This window comes from Streptomyces sp. NPDC026538, from assembly GCF_055567535.1.
The window spans coordinates 150747-170308 of the sequence record NZ_JBVHQG010000001.1 but is presented as its reverse complement, the minus strand read 5'-3'; the positions used below and the strand labels follow the sequence as shown (position 1 = coordinate 170308).

Annotated in this window: 19 protein-coding genes; 12 read left to right on the top strand and 7 right to left on the bottom strand. The window is 70.2% G+C overall.

Annotated elements, in window-relative coordinates; translation table 11 throughout:
* The first annotated feature begins 15 nt into the window (after positions 1-15).
* Positions 16-753, top strand: a complete 738-nt coding sequence (locus tag ACZ4N4_RS00825) for a nucleotidyltransferase domain-containing protein (protein WP_467582974.1) — start codon at positions 16-18, stop codon at positions 751-753.
* Here ACZ4N4_RS00825 and ACZ4N4_RS00820 read toward each other — a convergent pair.
* Together ACZ4N4_RS00820 and ACZ4N4_RS00815 are read right to left on the bottom strand one after the other, a co-directional pair.
* Positions 708-1727, bottom strand: coding sequence for a COX15/CtaA family protein (locus ACZ4N4_RS00820; RefSeq protein ID WP_467582971.1), 1020 nt, complete (start codon positions 1725-1727; stop codon positions 708-710). The genes ACZ4N4_RS00825 and ACZ4N4_RS00820 overlap by 46 nt on opposite strands.
* Before the next feature lie 25 nt (positions 1728-1752).
* Entirely contained in the window at positions 1753-4485 is a 2733-nt protein-coding gene (locus ACZ4N4_RS00815; protein WP_467582969.1) for a tetratricopeptide repeat protein, read from the bottom strand.
* Between the two features lie 173 nt (positions 4486-4658).
* Here ACZ4N4_RS00815 and ACZ4N4_RS00810 point away from each other — a divergent pair, with 173 nt between their 5' ends.
* Complete coding sequence (locus ACZ4N4_RS00810) at positions 4659-5984, top strand: glycosyltransferase family 4 protein (RefSeq protein WP_467582966.1); 1326 nt, start codon at positions 4659-4661, stop codon at positions 5982-5984.
* Here the strand turns inward: ACZ4N4_RS00810 and ACZ4N4_RS00805 are convergent.
* The 4 genes from ACZ4N4_RS00805 to ACZ4N4_RS00790 all read right to left on the bottom strand — a co-directional run bounded on the left by ACZ4N4_RS00805 (position 5900) and on the right by ACZ4N4_RS00790 (position 10731).
* Positions 5900-8005, bottom strand: a complete 2106-nt coding sequence (locus ACZ4N4_RS00805) for a glycogen debranching N-terminal domain-containing protein (protein WP_467582963.1) — start codon at positions 8003-8005, stop codon at positions 5900-5902. The two genes, ACZ4N4_RS00810 and ACZ4N4_RS00805, sit on opposite strands and share 85 nt — an antisense overlap.
* Positions 8006-8172: 167 nt before the next feature.
* Positions 8173-8961 (bottom strand): ABC transporter permease, encoded by a 789-nt coding sequence (locus tag ACZ4N4_RS00800; RefSeq protein WP_453574020.1) that lies wholly within the window; start codon positions 8959-8961, stop codon positions 8173-8175.
* Positions 8958-9881: an ABC transporter ATP-binding protein gene (locus ACZ4N4_RS00795; protein ID WP_450762918.1), complete on the bottom strand. Its 924-nt coding sequence runs from the start codon at positions 9879-9881 to the stop codon at positions 8958-8960. The genes ACZ4N4_RS00800 and ACZ4N4_RS00795 overlap by 4 nt, the downstream gene beginning before the upstream one ends.
* A 46-nt stretch (positions 9882-9927) precedes the next feature.
* A complete protein-coding gene (locus tag ACZ4N4_RS00790; protein ID WP_453574018.1) occupies positions 9928-10731 on the bottom strand; it encodes an AAC(3) family N-acetyltransferase in 804 nt (267 codons plus the stop codon).
* 172 nt (positions 10732-10903) lie between these two features.
* On the opposite strand from ACZ4N4_RS00790, the gene ACZ4N4_RS00785 reads away from it, so the two are divergent.
* Genes ACZ4N4_RS00785 through ACZ4N4_RS00750 form a run of 8 tightly spaced genes read left to right on the top strand, consistent with a single transcriptional unit; the run spans position 10904 to position 17456 of the window.
* On the top strand, positions 10904-11638 hold the full coding sequence (locus ACZ4N4_RS00785; RefSeq protein ID WP_453574016.1) for a helix-turn-helix transcriptional regulator: 735 nt from the start codon (positions 10904-10906) through the stop codon (positions 11636-11638).
* Positions 11635-13056: a Fe-S cluster assembly protein SufB gene (sufB, locus tag ACZ4N4_RS00780; RefSeq protein WP_453574015.1), complete on the top strand. Its 1422-nt coding sequence runs from the start codon at positions 11635-11637 to the stop codon at positions 13054-13056. The genes ACZ4N4_RS00785 and sufB overlap by 4 nt, the downstream gene beginning before the upstream one ends.
* 55 nt (positions 13057-13111) lie before the next feature.
* A complete protein-coding gene (gene sufD / locus ACZ4N4_RS00775) occupies positions 13112-14296 on the top strand; it encodes a Fe-S cluster assembly protein SufD (RefSeq protein ID WP_467582958.1) in 1185 nt (394 codons plus the stop codon).
* On the top strand, positions 14293-14613 hold the full coding sequence (locus ACZ4N4_RS00770) for a bifunctional 3-phenylpropionate/cinnamic acid dioxygenase ferredoxin subunit (protein ID WP_450762926.1): 321 nt from the start codon (positions 14293-14295) through the stop codon (positions 14611-14613). Before sufD ends, ACZ4N4_RS00770 begins: the two co-directional genes overlap by 4 nt.
* Positions 14614-14620: 7 nt before the next feature.
* Positions 14621-15385 (top strand): Fe-S cluster assembly ATPase SufC, encoded by a 765-nt coding sequence (gene sufC, locus ACZ4N4_RS00765; RefSeq protein ID WP_467582955.1) that lies wholly within the window; start codon positions 14621-14623, stop codon positions 15383-15385.
* Complete coding sequence (locus ACZ4N4_RS00760; protein WP_467582952.1) at positions 15382-16638, top strand: cysteine desulfurase; 1257 nt, start codon at positions 15382-15384, stop codon at positions 16636-16638. Before sufC ends, ACZ4N4_RS00760 begins: the two co-directional genes overlap by 4 nt.
* 18 nt (positions 16639-16656) lie before the next feature.
* Positions 16657-17127, top strand: coding sequence for a Fe-S cluster assembly sulfur transfer protein SufU (gene sufU / locus ACZ4N4_RS00755; protein ID WP_365799011.1), 471 nt, complete (start codon positions 16657-16659; stop codon positions 17125-17127).
* Positions 17124-17456: a metal-sulfur cluster assembly factor gene (locus tag ACZ4N4_RS00750; RefSeq protein WP_037743875.1), complete on the top strand. Its 333-nt coding sequence runs from the start codon at positions 17124-17126 to the stop codon at positions 17454-17456. The genes sufU and ACZ4N4_RS00750 overlap by 4 nt, the downstream gene beginning before the upstream one ends.
* 67 nt (positions 17457-17523) lie before the next feature.
* On the opposite strand, the gene ACZ4N4_RS00745 is transcribed toward ACZ4N4_RS00750, so the two are convergent.
* Positions 17524-18393 carry an AbfB domain-containing protein gene (locus ACZ4N4_RS00745; protein ID WP_467582949.1) on the bottom strand — a complete coding sequence of 290 codons (870 nt, stop codon included), beginning with the start codon at positions 18391-18393 and terminating at the stop codon, positions 17524-17526.
* 273 nt (positions 18394-18666) lie between these two features.
* Here ACZ4N4_RS00745 and ACZ4N4_RS00740 point away from each other — a divergent pair, with 273 nt between their 5' ends.
* Both ACZ4N4_RS00740 and ACZ4N4_RS00735 read left to right on the top strand, forming a co-directional pair.
* Entirely contained in the window at positions 18667-18987 is a 321-nt protein-coding gene (locus tag ACZ4N4_RS00740; RefSeq protein WP_351694858.1) for a DMT family transporter, read from the top strand.
* A complete protein-coding gene (locus tag ACZ4N4_RS00735) occupies positions 18987-19523 on the top strand; it encodes a TetR/AcrR family transcriptional regulator (RefSeq protein ID WP_453574005.1) in 537 nt (178 codons plus the stop codon). The genes ACZ4N4_RS00740 and ACZ4N4_RS00735 overlap by 1 nt, the downstream gene beginning before the upstream one ends.
* Positions 19524-19562 lie beyond the last annotated feature (39 nt).

The window sequence follows — 19562 nt, the reverse complement described above, 5'->3', positions numbered from 1 at the left end:
GTACAGACTGGGCGCATGGACACCGAGACGTTACTGACCCGATTCGTCGGTGAACTGTCGGCACTGGACCCGCTCGCCGTGTGGGCGCACGGCTCGCTCGCCGCCGGTGACTACCAGGAGGGCCGCAGCGACCTGGACCTGATCGCGGTGCTGCCGGGGCCGGTGACCCCGGCCGTCGTATGGCGGGTCGGCGTGGCACACGCCCGGCTGCGCGCGCTGCCGCTCGCCACCGTCCTGCACTGCACCTATCTGACCCCGTCGACCGCGGCCGATCCCGCCCGGCGCCATCTGACCTGGGCGTATGAGCAGCTCTTCAAACGGCCGGTCAGTCCGGTGACCCGGCGTGAGCTGCACGCCTTCGGGCGGGTGCTGCACGGGAAGGCGCCCGCCGGGCTGCTGCCGCCGGTGACGGACCGGGAACTCGGCGACTTCGTCGTCCGTGAACTGCGGGACTACTGGCGGCCCGCGGTCGGCAAGGCCCCGCTGTGGACGCGGGACGTCTGGGTCCACGTCGGGATGACCACGTTCGCCCGGGCCACGGTCACCGCGCGCGAGGGCCGCCTGATCTCCAAACGCGAGGCGCTGGACCTGCTGCCCGGTCTCGGGGCGCCCGTCGAGGTCGTCGAGGACATCCGCAGCCGCCGTTACGCCGACCCCGCCCCGCCCACCGGGGAGTGGACGGCGCGCCGGGCCCGGCTGACCCGGGACTACTTGGGGCCGGCGATCGACGCGCTCACGGCGTCGTACGACTGAGCGGGCACCTCGGCCGTCACCTCGGCGCGTTCCCGCAGGGACAGCAGAACACGCAACACGCCGATCCACACCAGGCAGGAGCCGAACATGTGGAGGCCCACCAGGACCGTGGGCAGGTGAGTGAAGTACTGGACGTAACCGATCACGCCCTGGCCGAGCAGGATCAGGAAGAGGTCACGGGTGCGGTCGCGCGGGCCCTGGGGGGCGTTCACGCCCTTGAGGAAGAACCACAGCGCGAAGGTCAGGGACACCACGATCCAGGCGAACACCGCGTGCAGCTCGGCGACGCCCGACCAGCTGACGTCGATGCGTTCCACCTCACCGGAGTCACCCGGATGCGGGCCCGCGCCGGTCACCACCGTGCCCGCGGCGATGAGCAGCAGCGACACCACCACCAGGGCCCACACCAGCTGCTGCACGGCCTTGCCGACCAGGAGCCGCGGCTCGCCGTCGCCCTCGCGGGTGCGCTGCCACATCAGGACGGCGACCGTGATGAGGGCGGTCGCCAGCAGGAAGTGCGCGGCGACGGTGTACGGGTTGAGGCCGACGAGCACCACGACGCCGCCGAGGATCGCGTTGCCCATCACGATCCAGAACTGCGCCCAGCCCAGCCGGGTCAGGCTGCGCCGGTACGGCTTCTCGGAACGGGCGGCGATGATCGCCCAACCGACTGCCGCGCACAGCACGTAGGTCAGCATGCGGTTCGTGAACTCGATGGCGCTGTGGTAGCTCAGCGCGGTCGTCGGGGTCAGCGAGCCGCCGGTGCACTCGGGCCAGGTCGGGCAGCCGAGGCCGGAGCCGGTGAGCCGGACCGCGCCGCCGGTGACCACGATGACCACCGACATCACGAGGGCGGCGAGGGCCGCGCGCCGGACCGTCCGGGGATCCGGGGTCCAGCGGTCGGCGATGAAGGCGAGCGGGTTGCGCACGGCCGCTACGGCATCGGCGGGGGTCAGCTTTGGCACGTCCCCCATCGTAGGGCGCCGCTTGTGCATGAATTCACGTGGGTGCCCCGCCGGGCGCGACCGCCGGCTGTGACGTGGGCGGCGACGCGCTGCCGAGCACCTCCTTGATCCGCCGGGCGCGGCCGCGCAGCTGGGCCCGGCGACCCGCGTCCGTGGTGCACTCGGCGAGGCGCTCGTACACGGCGACGAGGCAGGGGTGCTGGTCTCCGAGACGGCTGCGGAAGATCTGCTCGGCCAGCCGCAGGGTCTGCTCGGCGTTCACCTCCTCCGCCGTGGAGAGGATGACGGTCCCGCCCGTGGCGATCAGGACGGCGCCGAGGCGGGAGAGGGTCTTGGCCCGGTAGGGGTGCCCGGCGTCGTAGGACCGGGAGTAGATGGCCTCCGCTTCCAGCAGGGCGTCCAGGGCCTCCTGGTGGCGCCCCTGGGCCAGCCGGAGGGACCCCAGCTTGTTGAGGCAGGCCGCGTACTTGTGCTCCTCGCTCTCGCGGCGCTTGAAGTGCAGCTCCACGACGGGCCCAAGGAGGGCGTCGGCCTCGTCGAGCCGGCGGCGCGCCTCACGCATCATCCGCAGGCGGCGCATCGGGTGATGGGTGTCCCGGGCACGGGCCCGGACCTCCTCACCGCCGCGCCGCAGGACGTCCGCGAGGAACTTGCAGACCTGTGAGGTCTCGAAGTCGTCGGTGCCGCGGTTGGCGCCGAAGACCACGAGGGCCGAGCGGAGCTCTCGCTCGGCGGTGTCCAGATCGCCCCGGTCCTGCGCGACGACGGCCCGGTCGCGCTGCAGCATCGCCAGGAAGACCAGGTGGTCACGGGGCTCCTCGCTGCTGCGGCTGGGCACCAGCTCCTTGGCCCTCTGGTAGCGCTCCAGCGCCTTGCCCAGCTGCCCCGCGTTGCGATGGATCATGCCGGCTTCCTGCTCGGCGACGGCCCGGTCGAGGTCCTCCCCGCGGGCTTCCGGGCTCTCGTACATGGAGATGGCGTGTTCCATCGCCCGCAGCGCCTCGGTGAACTTGGCGCGTTCCCGCAGGATCCCGCCGAGCAGCCGCCGGCCCTTGGCCTGGAGCGGCAGAAACGCGGGGACGTCCGCGTGGCTCTCGCATTCGAGCAGCGCCTCGCGGCACTCCTCCTCCGCCGTCGCCAGCTGGGCGCGCCGGTAGCGCTGGGTGGCCACGGACAACAGGGCCGTCGTACGCCCCAGGTCGTCGTCGGCGTGCAGACCGCGGAGGATCGCCTCCTTCTCGAAGTAGTCGAGGGCGCGGTTCCAGTCGCAGCGGTGCTCCTGGTACTCACCGACCCGGTGCAGCAGCCGGGCCAGCGCCTGGGGGTCGCGGGCCGCGCCGAACTCGTGGTCCCCGGCGTCGGCCGCCCAGGCCAGCTCGGCGGTCACCGCCACGACGTGCGGCATCAGGCCCTCGCACACGGTGCGCTGGTCCAGCTGCCACGGCCGCTGCGGGAAGGCGGCTTCGAGGAGCTGGACGGCGGCCTGCGACCACAGCATCCTCGACTCCTCGTCCATGTCCTGGCGGACCTGGAACTGCACCTGGGGGTGCATGGCGTAGGTGACGGTGCCGAGTCTGCTGTCCCCGGTGCGGCGCAGCAGCGAATAGTCGGACAGCCGGCGCACCACCTGGTTGAAGGCGGCGGGATCCTCCATGACGTCCCGCAGCGGGGAGGGGACGACCGCCGGGTTGCGCAACAGCATGTCCTTGCGTACGTCCTCCGAGGCGAGGAAGGAGCACAGGCGCATGAGATCCTCGGCCACCGGATCGGCCGCCGTCACCCGCTCGAAGGCGAGCCGAAACGTCACGGCCACGACGTTGCGGCTCTTGGAGAGATCGGGCAGCCGGTACAGGTACTCCGGCACGGAGATCTCCGTCCCGGCGATGTACGCACCGGCCTGTTCCAGCGCGAGCGGCCACCAGTGCAGCTGCGTGCCGAGTTTTTCCAGCTGTCCGTCGCTGCTCTCGCCGTCGACCCGGGCCCGGAGGAAGGCGAGACCGTCCGAGGCTCCCAGATCGGACAGCTCGATCAGGACCGAGACGGCGCGGTGGCGCTCCCAGCCCTCCCGCTGCTGGGTGGTGATCAGGACCTCGCCGTGTCCGGTCCGCGGCAGCAGGGACTGACGCGAGTCCTCGCTCCCCTCGTCCAGCGGCCCGATGCTGCCCCGCTGCACGTCGTCGTAGACGAGCAGCCAGCCGGGGGAGTCCCGCAGCTTCCCCCAGAGCCGGTTGAGCATCACGTTCTTGGAGTCGTGCTCCGGAATGCCGAGGCAGGCCGCCAGTTCCAGCAGGTCGCTTCTGAGCCGCTCGTAGCTGGACGCCGACAGCCACCACACCAGGGACCTGTGGTGCCGCAGCCGTTCCTCGGCGTAGGCGGCGGCCAGCTGGGACTTGCCGACACCGGCGGGCCCGTGGACGACGGCGATCCTGATGCCGCCGTTGCGGCGGCCGGGCCGTAACGCCTTGGCGATGTCACGGAGTTCCTGCTCCCGCCCGGTGAAGTACCGCGACGGATCCGGCAGATTGGGCGGGGGCACGTATAACGGTCCCTGGTCCGAGCCCTCGTCGGCGGATTGCGGAGCGCGGGGGTGGACGACGAAGTAGCCGGAGATCGCGGAGATGCCCCCGAGCACGCCGGCGCTCGAAGCCAGTTCCACGAGCCGCGTGCCGTCCGTGTCCTGCGCGATCACGGACAAAAAGATCGCCACGGCCCCTGTGACGGAGCTGAGGACGGTCTTGAACAGTCGCTTATCGGGCAGTATCCGCATGACGCCTCCCCCGGCGATGCCTGTGCTGTAGCGTCCCATTCTCCTCGCCGGTTCGACCGGCAGCCAGAGCAACTGCGCGGAACCAGTCGGCGTCTATTCAGTGTCCTCTCCTGGTACTAGGTCGTTAGCCCGGCGTTCGTTTCGGGCATTCACTACGACCAGACGGAGGCGCGGTGCAGCGGCAGCAGACGGGGCTCGACACCGAGGAGGGATCTCGTCCGGGGAGCCCTCTGCACATCGGTCTGGTCCACTGGTCCTTTCCGCCGTGTGTGGGTGGCGTCGAGACCCATCTCTGGGACTACTCGCGGGCGTTGGTGGCCCGTGGGCACCGGGTCACGGTGTTCACCGGGACCGCGGATCCCCAACGGCCCTGCGACGGCGTCGAGATGCGTACGCACCGGTTGCTGGACCTGTCCGCCGCCCGCCGTGACGACGAGCATGACGTGCGGGAACTCGCCGACTGGTTCCGTACGCACCTCATGGGCGCCGGCGATCCCGTTCGCCTGGTCCACGGTCACAACCTGCACCATTTCTCCAGCGTCCCGGCCCGCGCGCTGAAGAGCCTCCAGGAAGAGCTGGGACTGGTCCTGCCGCACACCTACCACAGCATCTGGCGCGGCCCGCAGCACGAGAGACTGGCCCGGGAGTGCGCCGTCTGGGACGTCCACCACGCCGTGTCGGACTTCCTCGTCAGCGAATGCGCCGAGGTGCTGGGCAGGCCGGTGGACCGCACCTACCTGGGCGTGGACACCAAGCCGTACCTGCGCGTTCCCGAGCTGGGGGAGATCGGTCCGCGTCCGGTGATCCTGCTGCCGGCCCGGCTCATCCCGAACAAGGGCGCCACCGTGGCGATCAGGATGCTGCGGAAGATCATCGACCACGGCGAGAAGCACACGGACGGCGGTACCCGCCTCCGGCCGCGTCTCGTCCTCACCGATCCGGCGTCCACGGTCGACTTCCACCAGGAGAAGGACGGCTTCCGAGCCGACCTGGAGCGGCTCATCGACGACAGCGGCTTCAGTCGTGGGGCGGAACCGGACGTCGAGTTCCGGCAGGCCGGTGTCGACGACATGTGCAAGCTGTACGAGGAGGCGGCGGTCGTCGTCTACCCCTCCCGTTTCGACGAGCCCATGGGACTCGCCCCGCTGGAGGCGATGTGCGCGGCCCGTCCCGTGGTCGCGACCGGCGTCGGCGGCCTGGGCGAGGGGGGAAGCACCCTGGTCGCGCCCAGCGACGACGAGAACACCCTGGCCGCCCAGTTCGCCAGCCTCGTGTGGCGGTTGCTGACCGAGCCCGACCGGGCCAGGAAAGCCGGACACGCCGCCCGCGAACACGTCCGGCACCGCTTCGACCTGGAGCGCGCCTACGTCGAGCCCATGCTTCTCGCATACGGACGCCTGCTCGGCGCCGTTCCTCAGGCCGGTTCGTACCGCCAGCCCGGCGGAAGCTCGGGGAACGTGCAGTCGCCCGCCCCCGTGGCCTCGACCGCCAGCGGCTGACCGTCCAGTACCAGACCTCGCACCGTGAGCGGAACCGGCGTCGCCGGCCGGGCCGTCAGCGTCCGTCGAGTGACGTCGGGCTGCAGCCCCAACAGGGCGGCCAGGACCGCCACCCCGGACGCCGCCGACCAGCCCTGCGGCCGGCAGGCCGCGGGGTAGGCCAGCGGTGCGGGGGAGTCGTCGCTCCGTGCGTCGCCGCCGTACAGCTCCGGCATCCGGTATCCGAAGTGGGTCGCCGCGTCGAGCAGTCCGTGCAGCAGGGCCCGTGCCTCCTCGTGGTGTCCCGCCGCGCAGAGTCCGCGCACCGCGATCGCCGTGTCGTGGGTCCACACCGAACCCCCGTGATAGCTGAGGGGATTGAAACCGGGCACGGCGGCCGACCGGCTGCGCAGGCCCCATCCGGAGTTGAGCTGCGGATGGGCGAGCCAGGCGGCGACATCGCGGCTGCCCTCCTCGTCCAGGATGCCCGTCGACAGCAGTTGCCCCATGTTCGAGGCGGGGCCGCTGACGGGGGTGGGGCCGTGGCCCACCGCGATGGCCACGTAGCGAGCGGCGGGCCCCTCGGCCGCGGGCAGCCAGAACAGCTCGGCGAAACGCTTCTTCAGGGCGGTGGCCCAGTTCAGCAGCCGTTGCGCCGCGTCGTGCCGGTTCCGGTGTCCGAGGAGGGCGGCCAGGCCGTTCGCGGCCTCGTACGCGTACCCCTGTACCTCGCACAGCGCCAGTGGCGGCTCGATACGGCGGCCCTCGGCGTCCCGTACGGCGTCCTCGCTGTCCTTCCACGACTGGTGACGCAGGCCCCCGGGCCGGGGGTTGTAGCGCAGCAGCCCGTCCGCGTCCTCGCCGGTGCGTTCCAGCACCCACTCCATGGCGCGTTCCGCGTACGGCAGCAGGGCGTCGACCTCGGTGTCCGGCAGCCCCCAGTGCCAGGCCTCCACCAGCAGCGTCACGAACAGCGGGGTGGCGTCGACCGAGCCGTAGTAGTGGGAGGGAAGCACCAGGCCGTGGCCGTGCAGGGCCACGGCGGGGCGCAGCTCGTGGAGGATCCGTCCGGGTGCCTCCTCCCGGAAGACGTCGGGCACCTTGCCCTGCCGGCGGGCCAGCGCCCACAGGGTGCCACGGGCCAGGTCGGTGCCGAGCGGCAGCAGCATCCGTGCCGACCAGATCGAGTCCCGGCCGAAGAGGGTCAGGTACCAGGGGCAGCCCGCCGCGATGAACTGGTCCTCGGCGGCAGCGCCCAGCGGGTCCGCCAGCCGCAGCGCGCCGAGGTCCCGCAGCCCCCACCGCACCAGGTCACGCAGCCGTCGGTCGTCGGTCGCCACGACCGGCTCGCTCCAGGGCGCGGGCTCCCGGGGACGCACCGGGTGTCCGGTCGGGGCGGGTACCGCACGGCCTTCGACGGTGACCGTCACCTGCCAGGACTCGCCCGGACTCAGGACCACCGGCGACCAGGCGAGGGTGCCGCCCTCGGGGCCACCGGCGACCGCGGGACCGACGGCGGAAGCAGTGGTACGGATCTCGGCGCGCCCGGTGGCGGAGCGCCACTCCAGGCCCGCGCCGCCGCTCGCCGGGGTGCACAGCACCGGCGGCCGGCGGCGGCCCCGCTTCACGTCGGCGATGTCGGCCAGGTCGGTCGCCGCGGCCAGTTCCACCCGCAGCCGGCGTTCCGTGGTGCCGACGTTGCGCAGCGAGATGGTCTCGCCCTCGCCGGCGGTGCGGACGCGCTCGACGATCACCGTCGGATCGTCGGTCCGGTCCCTCGGGTCGCGGTGGACGGCGGTGAACCGCACCTGGTGCGGACCGAGCGGCTGCACGCCGATGGGCTCGGGCTCCCGGTCGTCGAGGAGCAGGCACAGCGTGTGCAGCAGCCTGCGGTCATGATCGTAGAAGCCCTGGACGTGCGCTCCGCGCAGCTGTCCGTCGCGTGGGGAGGCGGCGAAGGCCGGGGCGTCGACGCAGATGACGACATCGTGCAGCAGCGGCTGCAACGACCTTGGTGCCGAAGAATCCGCGGATTCGAACACGGGGGGTGGTCTTCCCGCTGCGTGTGCCTCTCATTCGTACGGGAGACACAAAGGCGTCACCCGTCGCGCCGCGCAAGACCGGAGCGCGTCATTCCCACGTCATTCCGAGCGGAAGAAGCGCCCCGCCCTCACGTCATTCCGAGCGGAAGAAGCGCCCCGCCCCCACGTCATTCCCAGCGGAAGAAGCGCCCCGCCGCGCCCAGTCCCAGCACCGCCCACACCGCGAGGATCCCCAGGTCCCCCCACGGCGTCCCGGCGCCGTGCTGGAGCACGTCCCGGAGTCCGTCCGAGAGGGCGGAGATGGGCAGCAGGCCCAGGATCTCCTGTCCGGTCGAGCCGAACCTGTCCAGCGGGACGATGACCCCGCCGCCCACGAGCAGCAGCAGGAACACCAGGTTGGCGGCTGCCAGGGTCGCCTCCGCCTTGAGGGTGCCCGCCATCAGCAGGCCGAGGCCGGAGAACGCGGCCGTGCCGAGGACCAGCAGGAGCAGGACGGCGAGCACGCCGGTAAATGTCCCAGCGCCGTGCGGGGACCAGCCGAGCGCGAGGGCGATCACCGTCAGCAGGATCACCTGGAGGACCTCGGTGACCAGGACCGAAGCCGTCTTCGCCGTCATCAGGCCCCAGCGCGGCAGCGGGGAGGAGGCGAGCCGCTTCAGGACGCCGTACCGGCGCTCGAAGCCGGTCGCGATCGCCTGGCCCGTGAAGGCCGTGGACATGATGGCGAGGGCGAGGATGCCCGGGGCCAGGAAGTCGACCGACTTCCCGGTGCCCGTGTCCACGACGTCCACCGAGCTGAACAGGACCAGCAGCAGCGTCGGGATCACGACCGTCAGCAGCAGCTGCTCGCCGTTGCGCAGCAGCATCCTGGTCTCCAGGGCCGCCTGCGCCGCGATCATGCGGGGCAGCGGGGCGGCACCCGGCCGGGGGGTGTGGGTGCCCGTCGCGGTGGTCATGAGCGCAGCTCCTTGCCGGTCAGCTCCAGGAAGACGTCCTCCAGCGTGTGGCGTTCGACCGAGATGCGGTCGGGCATCACCCCGTGCTGGGCGCACCACGAGGTCACCGTCGCCAGCAGCTGGGGATTGACCTTGCCCATGACCCGGTAGGAACCCGGCGTCAGCTCGGCGGCCGCGGAGTCGGCCGGGAGCGCCTTGAGCAGCGAGCCGACGTCGAGGCCGGGGCGGCCGGAGAACCGCAGGGTGTTCTCGGCGCCGCCCTTGCACAGCTCCTCGGGGGAGCCCTGGGCGATCACCCGGCCGGCGTCGATGACGGCGACGTCGTCGGCGAGCTGCTCGGCCTCTTCCATGTAGTGGGTGGTGAGGATGACCGAAACGCCGTCGGTGCGCAGGTCCCGCACCAGGTCCCAGGTGGCCCGGCGGGCCTGCGGGTCGAGCCCGGCGGTCGGCTCGTCGAGGAAGACCAGTTCCGGACGGCCCACGACGGCCATGGCCAGCGCCAGCCGCTGCTGCTGGCCGCCGGAGAGCCGGCGGTAGGACGTACGGCCGCAGCCGCCCAGGCCCAGCCGCTCGATCAGCGCGTCCACGTCCAGCGGATGCGCGTGCAGCTTCGCCACGTGCCGCAGCATCTCGTCCGCGCGGGCGCCCGAGTAGACCCCGCCGGACTGGAGCATCACGCCCACTCTGGGACGCAGCTCGGCGGACTGGCGCACGGGATCGAGGCCCAGGACGCGCACCGAGCCGGAATCCGGCCTGCGGTACCCCTCGCAGGTCTCGATCGTCGTCGTCTTGCCCGCTCCGTTGGGGCCGAGCACGGCGGTCACACCCGGGCGGGCCACCAGGTCGAGGCCGTCCACGGCGGATTTCGTGCCATACCGCTTCACCAGGTCCCGCACCTGGACCACGGGCTCACTTCGCATGGTGACAGAGTCTAGGTACGGCTGCCGTCACCCGGACGGCCGGGTGCTAGATCTCCTCCTCACGGGGTCGATGTACGGCCAGCCATCGCTCGGCGTAGGCCACCGCCTCACGCACGGGAAAGAGCCTGGCCTCGGCCGCGCCGACCGGTCCGCGCGCCACGACGGGCCGGTCGCGTTCGAAGTCGTAGCCCAGTTCGTCGAAGCGGTCGGAGGTGATCGACACCTCGGTCACCACCTCCCAGCCGCCGCCCGGCGCGGGCCGGCCGACCGGGACGCGTGGCGACGGTATGCGGTATTCGGCCAGGTGGAAGCCGGTGCAGGTGGCATAGCCGGTGCCGAGCATCAGCACGCGCGCGTCCAGCTTCTCCAGTCGGGCCAGCGGGCTCCGCTCGCCGAGCCGGCAGTCGGGGGCGTGGCCGTCGACGATCGCGGCCGCCAGGGGACCGACGGCCGCGAAGGAGGTCTGCGGGTGCGCGCTGCGCAGGGCGCCCGGCCAGGTCCGCACGGTCTCCGGGATCACGCCGACCCCGCGCGCGGGGGTGATCCGGGGGTCGTAAGGCGGCATGGTCGCCCGGATGTCCGCCCACCACTCCTCCGGTACCGGCGGGTCGCGCCACACCGCCGGGTCCGAGAGGTCGCCGGTCTGGGTGGGGACCACCAGGGTGCCGTCCGGACCAAGCGCGTCGAGAAGACTTTCCACGACCGCCACGGCTCCGCCGTTGACCCAGCCGAGGGAACTGAGCGAGGTGTGCGCGAGGAGGGTTTCGCCGGTCTTGACGCCGAGCAGCCGAAGCTGCTTCGCGAGGGAGTCCCGAGTGACAAGAGGGCCGGTCGGAGGGGGTGTGGGCATGGTTGTGGAGTGTTCCGGACGGGGCCGCCGACCGCCACCGGATTGGCTGAGGGATGATCGATCAAAGATCGTTTGCGCAGGTCACATTAGGTATGCCTAAGTGACGCAGGGCACCGCTCGCCGGGCCGGACGCCGCTTGCCTGGCTCTGAGGAATTACGCAACAATGGCGTTGTGAAAAACGTCGGCGAGGCTCGGGAGACCCCCACGGGGGCCCCGCAGGAGGAACTCGCGACCGGTGAGCGCTCGACGCGCAACCGGGTCGCGCGGTCGATCCTGGACCACGGCCCGTCGACCGTCACCGAACTGGCCGGCCGCCTGGGCCTGACCCCCGCGGCCGTACGCCGGCACCTGGACGCCCTGGTCGCCGACGACGTCGTGGAGCCGCGCGAGCAGCGGGTGTACGGCGCTCGGACGCGCGGCCGGCCCGCCAAGGTCTTCGCCCTCACCGACTGCGGCCGCGACGCCTTCGACCAGTCCTACGACACCCTCGCCGCCGACGCGCTGCGCTGGATCGCCGAGCAGGGGGGCGGTCAGGAGGCGGTCGCCGCCTTCGCGCGGGCCCGGATCGCCGCACAGGCGAGCGCCTACCGCAAGGCGATCGAGGCCGTGAGCGCCCACGACCGCACGGAAGCGCTGGCCAAGGCCCTGAGCCGGGACGGGTACGCTGCAACGGCGCGCAGCGCACCGGTCGGCGAACAGCTGTGCCAGCACCACTGCCCGGTCGCCCATGTCGCGGAGCAGTTCCCGCAGCTGTGCGAGGCGGAGACGGAGATCTTCGCCGAACTACTGGGAACGCATGTCCAGCGACTGGCGACCATCGCGCACGGCGACGGCGTCTGCACGACGTTCATCCCCAAGATTTCCACTGACGCATCTGCTAGCACGGCCGGGAGGAACCCCGCATGACTCTCCCCACGGAGACTGCCCACCCCGAACTCGAGGGTCTGGGCAAGTACGAATACGGCTGGGCCGACTCCGACACGGCCGGCGCCTCCGCCAAGCGTGGCATCAACGAGGACGTCGTCCGGGACATCTCCGCGAAGAAGTCCGAACCCGAGTGGATGACCAAGCTCCGCCTCAAGGGCCTGCGCCTCTTCGAGAAGAAGCCGATGCCGAACTGGGGTTCCGACCTGTCGGGGATCGACTTCGACAACATCAAGTACTTCGTGCGCTCCACGGAGAAGCAGGCGGAGTCCTGGGAGGACCTGCCCGAGGACATCAAGAACACCTACGACAAGCTGGGCATCCCGGAGGCGGAGAAGCAGCGCCTGGTCGCCGGTGTCGCCGCCCAGTACGAGTCGGAGGTCGTCTACCACCAGATCCGCGAGGACCTGGAGGAGCAGGGCGTCATCTTCCTCGACACCGACACCGCGCTGAAGGAGCACCCGGAGCTCTTCAAGGAGTACTTCGGGACCGTCATCCCGGTCGGTGACAACAAGTTCGCCTCCCTGAACACCGCCGTGTGGTCGGGCGGCTCCTTCATCTACGTGCCGAAGGGTGTGCACGTCGAGATCCCGCTCCAGGCCTACTTCCGGATCAACACCGAGAACATGGGCCAGTTCGAGCGGACCCTGATCATCGTCGACGAGGGTGCCTACGTGCACTACGTCGAGGGCTGCACCGCCCCGATCTACAAGTCGGACTCGCTGCACTCCGCGGTCGTCGAGATCATCGTCAAGAAGAACGCCCGCTGCCGCTACACGACCATCCAGAACTGGTCGAACAACGTCTACAACCTGGTCACCAAGCGCGCCGTCGCCTACGAGGGCGCGACCATGGAGTGGATCGACGGCAACATCGGCTCCAAGGTGACGATGAAGTACCCGGCCGTCTACCTGATGGGCGAGCACGCCAAGGGCGAGACCCTCTCCATCGCCTTCGCGGGCGAGGGCCAGCACCAGGACGCCGGCTCCAAGATGGTCCACATGGCGCCGAACACGTCGTCCAACATCGTCTCCAAGTCCGTGGCGCGCGGCGGCGGCCGTACCTCCTACCGCGGCCTGGTCGAGATCGGCGAGGGCGCCCACGGCTCCAAGTCGAACGTGCTGTGCGACGCGCTGCTCGTCGACACCATCTCCCGCTCCGACACTTACCCGTACGTCGACGTCCGCGAGGACGACGTGTCCATGGGCCACGAGGCGACCGTCTCCAAGGTCTCCGAGGACCAGCTCTTCTACCTGATGAGCCGCGGTCTGACCGAGTTCGAGGCGATGGCGATGATCGTGCGCGGCTTCGTCGAGCCGATCGCCAAGGAACTGCCGATGGAGTACGCCCTCGAGCTCAACCGGCTGATCGAGCTCCAGATGGAAGGCGCGGTCGGCTAAGCGACCGCCGTCACCGTCAAGTCACTCACGTAAGAAAGCGAGCAGACCGACAGCCATGGCTGAGGCTCAGAACATCCCGGTCGGGTCCACCACCGCCGGCCAGATCGCGGTGGCCGCCGAGTCGACCGTCGCCACGCGCATGAGCGCGCCCCCCTCCTTCGACGTCGCGGACTTCCCGGTCCCGCACGGCCGCGAGGAGGAGTGGCGGTTCACCCCGCTGGAGCGCCTGCGCGGGCTGCACGACGGCACGGCGGTCGCGTCCGGCGACAGCCTGAAGGTCGCGGTGGAGGCCCCCGAGGGCGTCACCGTCGAGCTGGTCGGCCGCGACGATCCCCGGCTCGGCCGGGCCGGCACCCCGGTGGACCGGGTCGCCGCCCAGGCCTACTCCGCCTTCGAGCAGGCCGGCGTGGTCACCGTCCCCAAGGAGACGGTGCTCACCGAGCCGATCCGGATCAGCGTGCACGGCCAGGGCGGGGTCTCCTACGGCCACCAGGTCATCGAGCTGGGCGCCTTCGCCGAGGCCGTCGTCGTCATCGACCACACCGGCGACGTGGTCACCGCGGCCAACGTCGAGTACGTCCTGGGCGACGGCGCCAAGCTCACCGTCGTCTCCGTCCAGGACTGGGACGACAAGGCCGTGCACGTGGCCCAGCACAACGCCCTGGTCGGCCGGGACGCCTCCTTCAAGTCGGTCGTCGTCACCTTCGGCGGCGACCTCGTACGACTGCACCCGCGAGTCTCCTACGCCGGCACCGGCGGCGAGGCCGAGCTGTACGGCCTGTACTTCACGGACGCCGGGCAGCACCAGGAGCACCGGCTGCTCGTCGACCACAACACCCCGCACTGCAAGTCGAACGTGGCCTACAAGGGCGCCCTCCAGGGCGAGCAGGCGCACGCGGTCTGGATCGGCGACGTCCTCATCGAGGCCAAGGCCGAGGGCACCGACACCTACGAGATGAACCGCAACCTGGTCCTCACGGACGGCGCGCGGGTCGACTCGGTGCCGAACCTGGAGATCGAGACCGGCGAGATCGTCGGCGCCGGCCACGCCTCCGCCACCGGCCGCTTCGACGACGAGCAGCTCTTCTACCTGATGGCCCGCGGCATCCCGGAGTACGAGGCCCGCCGGCTGGTGGTCCGCGGCTTCTTCGCCGAGCTGGTCCAGCAGATCGGCGTCGCCGACATCGAGGAGCGGCTGCTCGCCAAGATCGAGGAAGAGCTGGAGGCCTCGGTCGCATGACCACCTTCGTACGCGCTTGCAGCCTGAGCGAGCTGGAGGACGACACCCCGAAGCGGGTGGAGCTCGACGGCACGCCGGTATCGGTCGTCCGCACCGAGGGAGAGGTGTTCGCGATCAACGACATCTGCTCCCACGCCAACGTCTCGCTCTCCGAGGGCGAGGTGGAGGACTGCCAGATCGAGTGCTGGCTGCACGGCTCCAGCTTCGACCTGCGCACCGGCAAGCCGTCCGGCCTCCCGGCCACCCGCCCCGTCCCCGTTTACCCCGTAAAGATCGAAGGGGACGACGTGCTCGTCTCCCTCACCCAGGAGTCCTGAGGCACCCATGGCAACGCTTGAAATCCGAGACCTGCACGTCACCGTCGAGGCCGACAACGCCACGAAGGAGATCCTCAAGGGCGTCGACCTCACCGTGAAGCAGGGCGAGACGCACGCCATCATGGGCCCCAACGGCTCCGGCAAGTCGACCCTCGCCTACTCGCTCGCGGGTCACCCGAAGTACACGATCACCGGCGGCACCGTCACCCTCGACGGCGAGGACGTCCTGGAGATGTCCGTCGACGAGCGCGCCCGCGCGGGCCTGTTCCTGGCGATGCAGTACCCGGTCGAGGTGCCCGGCGTCTCGGTCTCCAACTTCCTGCGCACCTCCGCCACCGCCGTCCGCGGCGAGGCCCCCAAGCTCCGCACCTGGGTGAAGGAGGTCAAGGAGACCATGGAGCGCCTCTCCATGGACCCCTCCTTCGCCGAGCGCAACGTCAACGAGGGCTTCTCCGGCGGTGAGAAGAAGCGCCACGAGATCCTTCAGCTGGAACTGCTCAAGCCGAAGATCGCGATCCTCGACGAGACCGACTCCGGCCTGGACGTCGACGCCCTGCGCGTCGTCTCCGAGGGCGTCAACCGCGTCCGTGAGACCGGCGAGGTGGGCACCCTGCTCATCACGCACTACACGCGCATTCTGCGCTACATCAAGCCCGACTTCGTCCACGTCTTCTCCGCCGGACGCATCGTCGAGTCCGGCGGTGCCGAGCTCGCCGACAAGCTGGAGAACGAGGGCTACGAGGCTTACACGAAGGGTGGCGTATCCGCGTGACGCAGCTGCCGGGCCTCCTCGACACCGAGGCGATCCGCAAGGACTTCCCCATCCTGGACCGACTGGTCCACGACGACCGGAAGCTCGTGTACCTGGACAACGCGGCGACCTCGCAGAAGCCGCGCCAGGTGCTGGACGCACTCAGTGAGTACTACGAGCGCTACAACGCCAACGTCCACCGCGGTGTGCATGTGCTCGCCGAGGAGGCCACGGCGCTGTACGAGGGCGCGCGCGACAAGGTCGCCGAGTTCATCAACGCGCCCAGCCGCGACGAGGTGATCTTCACCAAGAACGCCTCCGAGTCGCTGAACCTCGTGGCGAACATGCTCGGCTGGGCCGACGAGCCCTACCGGGTAGACCACGAGACCGAGATCGTCATCACGGAGATGGAGCACCACTCCAACATCGTGCCGTGGCAGCTGCTGGCGCAGCGCACGGGCGCGAAGCTGAAGTGGTTCGGCCTCACCGACGACGGCCGCCTCGACCTGTCCAACATCAACGAGATCATCACCGAGAAGACGAAGATCGTCTCCTTCGTGCTGGTGTCGAACATCCTGGGCACGGTCAACCCGGTCGAGGCGATAGTCCGCCGCGCCCAGGAGGTCGGCGCGCTGGTCTGCGTCGACGCCTCCCAGGCCGCACCTCACATGCCCCTCGACGTCCAGGCCCTCCAGGCCGACTTCGTGGCCTTCACCGGCCACAAGATGTGCGGCCCGACGGGCATCGGCGTCCTCTGGGGCCGCCAGGAGCTCCTGGAGGACCTGCCCCCCTTCCTGGGCGGCGGCGAGATGATCGAGACCGTGTCGATGCACTCCTCGACCTACGCCCCGGCGCCCCACAAGTTCGAGGCGGGCACCCCCCCGATCGCCCAGGCGGTCGGCCTCGGCGCGGCGATCGACTACCTGAACTCCATCGGCATGGACAAGATCCTCGCCCATGAGCACGCGCTGACCGAGTACGCGGTACGGCGGCTCACCGAGGTCCCCGACCTGAAGATCATCGGCCCCACCACGGCCGAGGACCGGGGCGCGGCGATCTCCTTCACCCTCGGGGACATCCACCCGCACGACGTGGGCCAGGTCCTCGACGAGCAGGGCATCGCGGTCCGGGTCGGCCACCACTGCGCCCGTCCGGTCTGCCTGCGGTACGGAATTCCTGCGACCACGCGAGCGTCGTTCTATCTGTACTCCACGCCGGCCGAGATCGACGCACTGGTCGAGGGGCTGGAGCACGTACGGAACTTCTTCGGCTGAAGGGCGTGAACTGAGACCGTGAAGCTGGACTCGATGTACCAGGAAGTCATCCTGGACCACTACAAGCACCCGCACGGGCGTGGTCTCAGGGATGGCGACGCCGAGGTGCACCATGTGAACCCGACGTGCGGCGACGAGATCACCCTCCGAGTGAAGTACGACGGCACGACGATCGAGGACGTCTCGTACGAGGGCCAGGGCTGCTCGATCAGCCAGGCGAGCGCCTCCGTACTGAACGACCTCCTGGTCGGCAAGGAGCTCGGCGACGCGCAGCAGATCCAGGAGACCTTCCTGGAGCTGATGCAGTCCAAGGGCAGGCTCGAACCCGACGACGCGATGGAGGAGGTGCTGGAGGACGCGGTCGCGTTCGCCGGTGTCTCCAAGTACCCGGCCCGGGTCAAGTGCGCTCTCCTGAGCTGGATGGCGTGGAAGGACGCGACGGCTCAGGCGCTGGGTGGCGCGGCCGACGCCGAAAGGAAGACGGCATGAGCGAGACCGTTGAGATGAAGCCGGCCTCGGAGGAAGAACTCCGCGAGGCGCTGTACGACGTCGTTGACCCCGAGCTGGGCATCGACGTCGTCAACCTCGGCCTGATCTACGGCATTCACATCGACGACGCGAACATCGCGACGATCGACATGACCCTGACCTCGGCGGCCTGCCCGCTGACGGACGTCATCGAGGACCAGGCCAAGTCCGCCACGGACGGCCTCGTCAACGAACTGCGCATCAACTGGGTCTGGATGCCCCCGTGGGGCCCCGACAAGATCACCGACGACGGCCGCGAGCAGCTGCGGGCGCTCGGGTTCAACGTCTGACACCCGCGTAGCGAAAAGCGGCGGCACCGGGCAGGTGCCGCCGCTTTCGCGTGTTCGAGCAGCGTGCTCAGGCCAGGGGATCCACCAGGCGGAACGCCGAGTCCGCGCGGTAGAGGTCGCTGTTCTGGTAGGAGACCAGTTTCAGCTGGAAGTTCTGGTGGCGCAGGTAGCGGCCGGGGTAGTTCACCGACTCCAGCATGACCGCGCCGGAGTAGGCCGAGGTCCGGGCGCAGAAGGTGGCGTCCTGGTGGAAGAGGGACGAGCCGTCGCTGCGGTCGGCGCGCAGCACGAAGTTGCGATGGCGCAGGTACTTCCCGTCGGACGTCCTGAACGAGTAACAGGAGCTGTTCGCAAGGCCCTTGACGACGGTGAACGTGGAGTCCGCGCGGGACTCCGAGCCGCTGACCGGGTCGAGCTTCACATAGCCGTCGCTCACATGCCAGTAGCGGTCCGGGTAGTTGACCGACCGGACCGACCTGTGGGCGGAGGACTGCTGCGTGGAGCCGCCCGAACCACCCGAGCCGCCCGAACTTCCCCTGGACGGCGAGGACGTGGAGGACTTCGCACTCGACGGCGAGGTCTTCGGGGTGGTGCCCGGTGCCGCGGCCGTGGCGGAGGAGGACGAGGTCGGCGAAGTCGTCAGAATGCCTGACTTGTCCTTCGCGGGGGTGGCCGGCCCCGTCGCCGTCGGTGAGGCGAAGGAGAGCAGGCCGGGGCCGTGGTCGAGAGCCGCGTCGGTCGGCGGGGGAGGTGGTGCTGACGCCTGGTCAGGGGTGGTGCGGCTGACGGCTATCGCGGTGACGCAGGCGACGACCGTGGCGATCGCCAGCGTGCCGGCCAGCCAGAGTCTTCGGGTCCCGGGAGCCCGGGAGGTGTCGGGGACCCAGCCGTTCTCCCAGGAGGGGTGCGGCGGGGGTTGGGGGGTGGTTTCTGGCATGCGCTTTTCCTCCAGCGGCGCCAAGGCAGCGGCGGCCGGGGGTGTGAGGGTGAGGTGGGTGAAGTGTGAAGCGGTGATGGATCACAGAGGTGCACACAGTAGTGGAGTCGCGTGGCTGCGGGGAGCTGTTTCAGCTAGCGGTTTCTATGAGAATTGAACATCTTCTTGTGGGCGCAGGGGAGTTCGCGCGCGGATCTCGGCGCCCTCGCGTGGGCTGCGCTGCGACTCGGCTGTTGTGTACGGCCGTACACAACGTTGCGTACACTCGTACACATGGGATACCTGACGCTCGCCGGCGCCATAGCCGCCGAGGTCGCCGCGACGACGGCGATGAAGTACAGCGAGGGCTTCAGCAGGCTCTGGCCCTCGCTGGTCACGGCACTGGGATATGTGGTGTCGTTCCTGCTCCTGGCCGCGACGCTGAAGACCGTGTCGATCGGCACGGCGTACGCCATCTGGTCCGGAGTCGGCACCGCGGCCATCGCCGTGCTCGGCCTGCTGCTGTTCGGGGAGGGGCTGAGCCTGGTCAAGGTCGCCGGGATCGTGCTCATCATCGGCGGAGTGGTGGTCCTGAACCTGGGAGGCGCGCACTGATGCCACGCCGTTACGACCCCGAACGCCGGCAGCGGATCATCGAGGCGGCGATCCGCGTGGTGGGGGAGAAAGGGCTCGCCGGGCTCTCCCACCGCTCCGTCGCCGCCGCCGCGGACGTACCGCTCGGCTCGACGACCTACCACTTCAAGACGCTCGACGAGCTGATGGTCGCCGCGCTGCGGCAGGCCAACGAGGGCTTCGCCAAGGTGGTCGCCGCGTACGGCGGCCTGGACGACTCCTCGGCGGACCTCGCCGCCGCCCTCGCCCGGATTCTCGGCGACTGGCTGAACGGGGACCGTACCGCCGTGGAGCTGGAGTACGAGCTCTACCTCGCCGCCCTGCGCCGCCCGGCCCTGCGCCCCGTCGCCGCCGAGTGGGCCGACGACCTCGCCGAGCGGCTGGCACGGCGCACCGACCCGGTCACGGCGCGGGCGCTGGTCGCGCTGATGGACGGGATCTGCCTCCAGGTGCTGCTGACGGGGATGCCGTACGACGAGGGGTACGCGCGGGAGGCGCTGGGGCGCGTGATTCCCTGAGCGGAACGCGTCTGCCGCTCCCTTTCCCGGCGAGCCGGC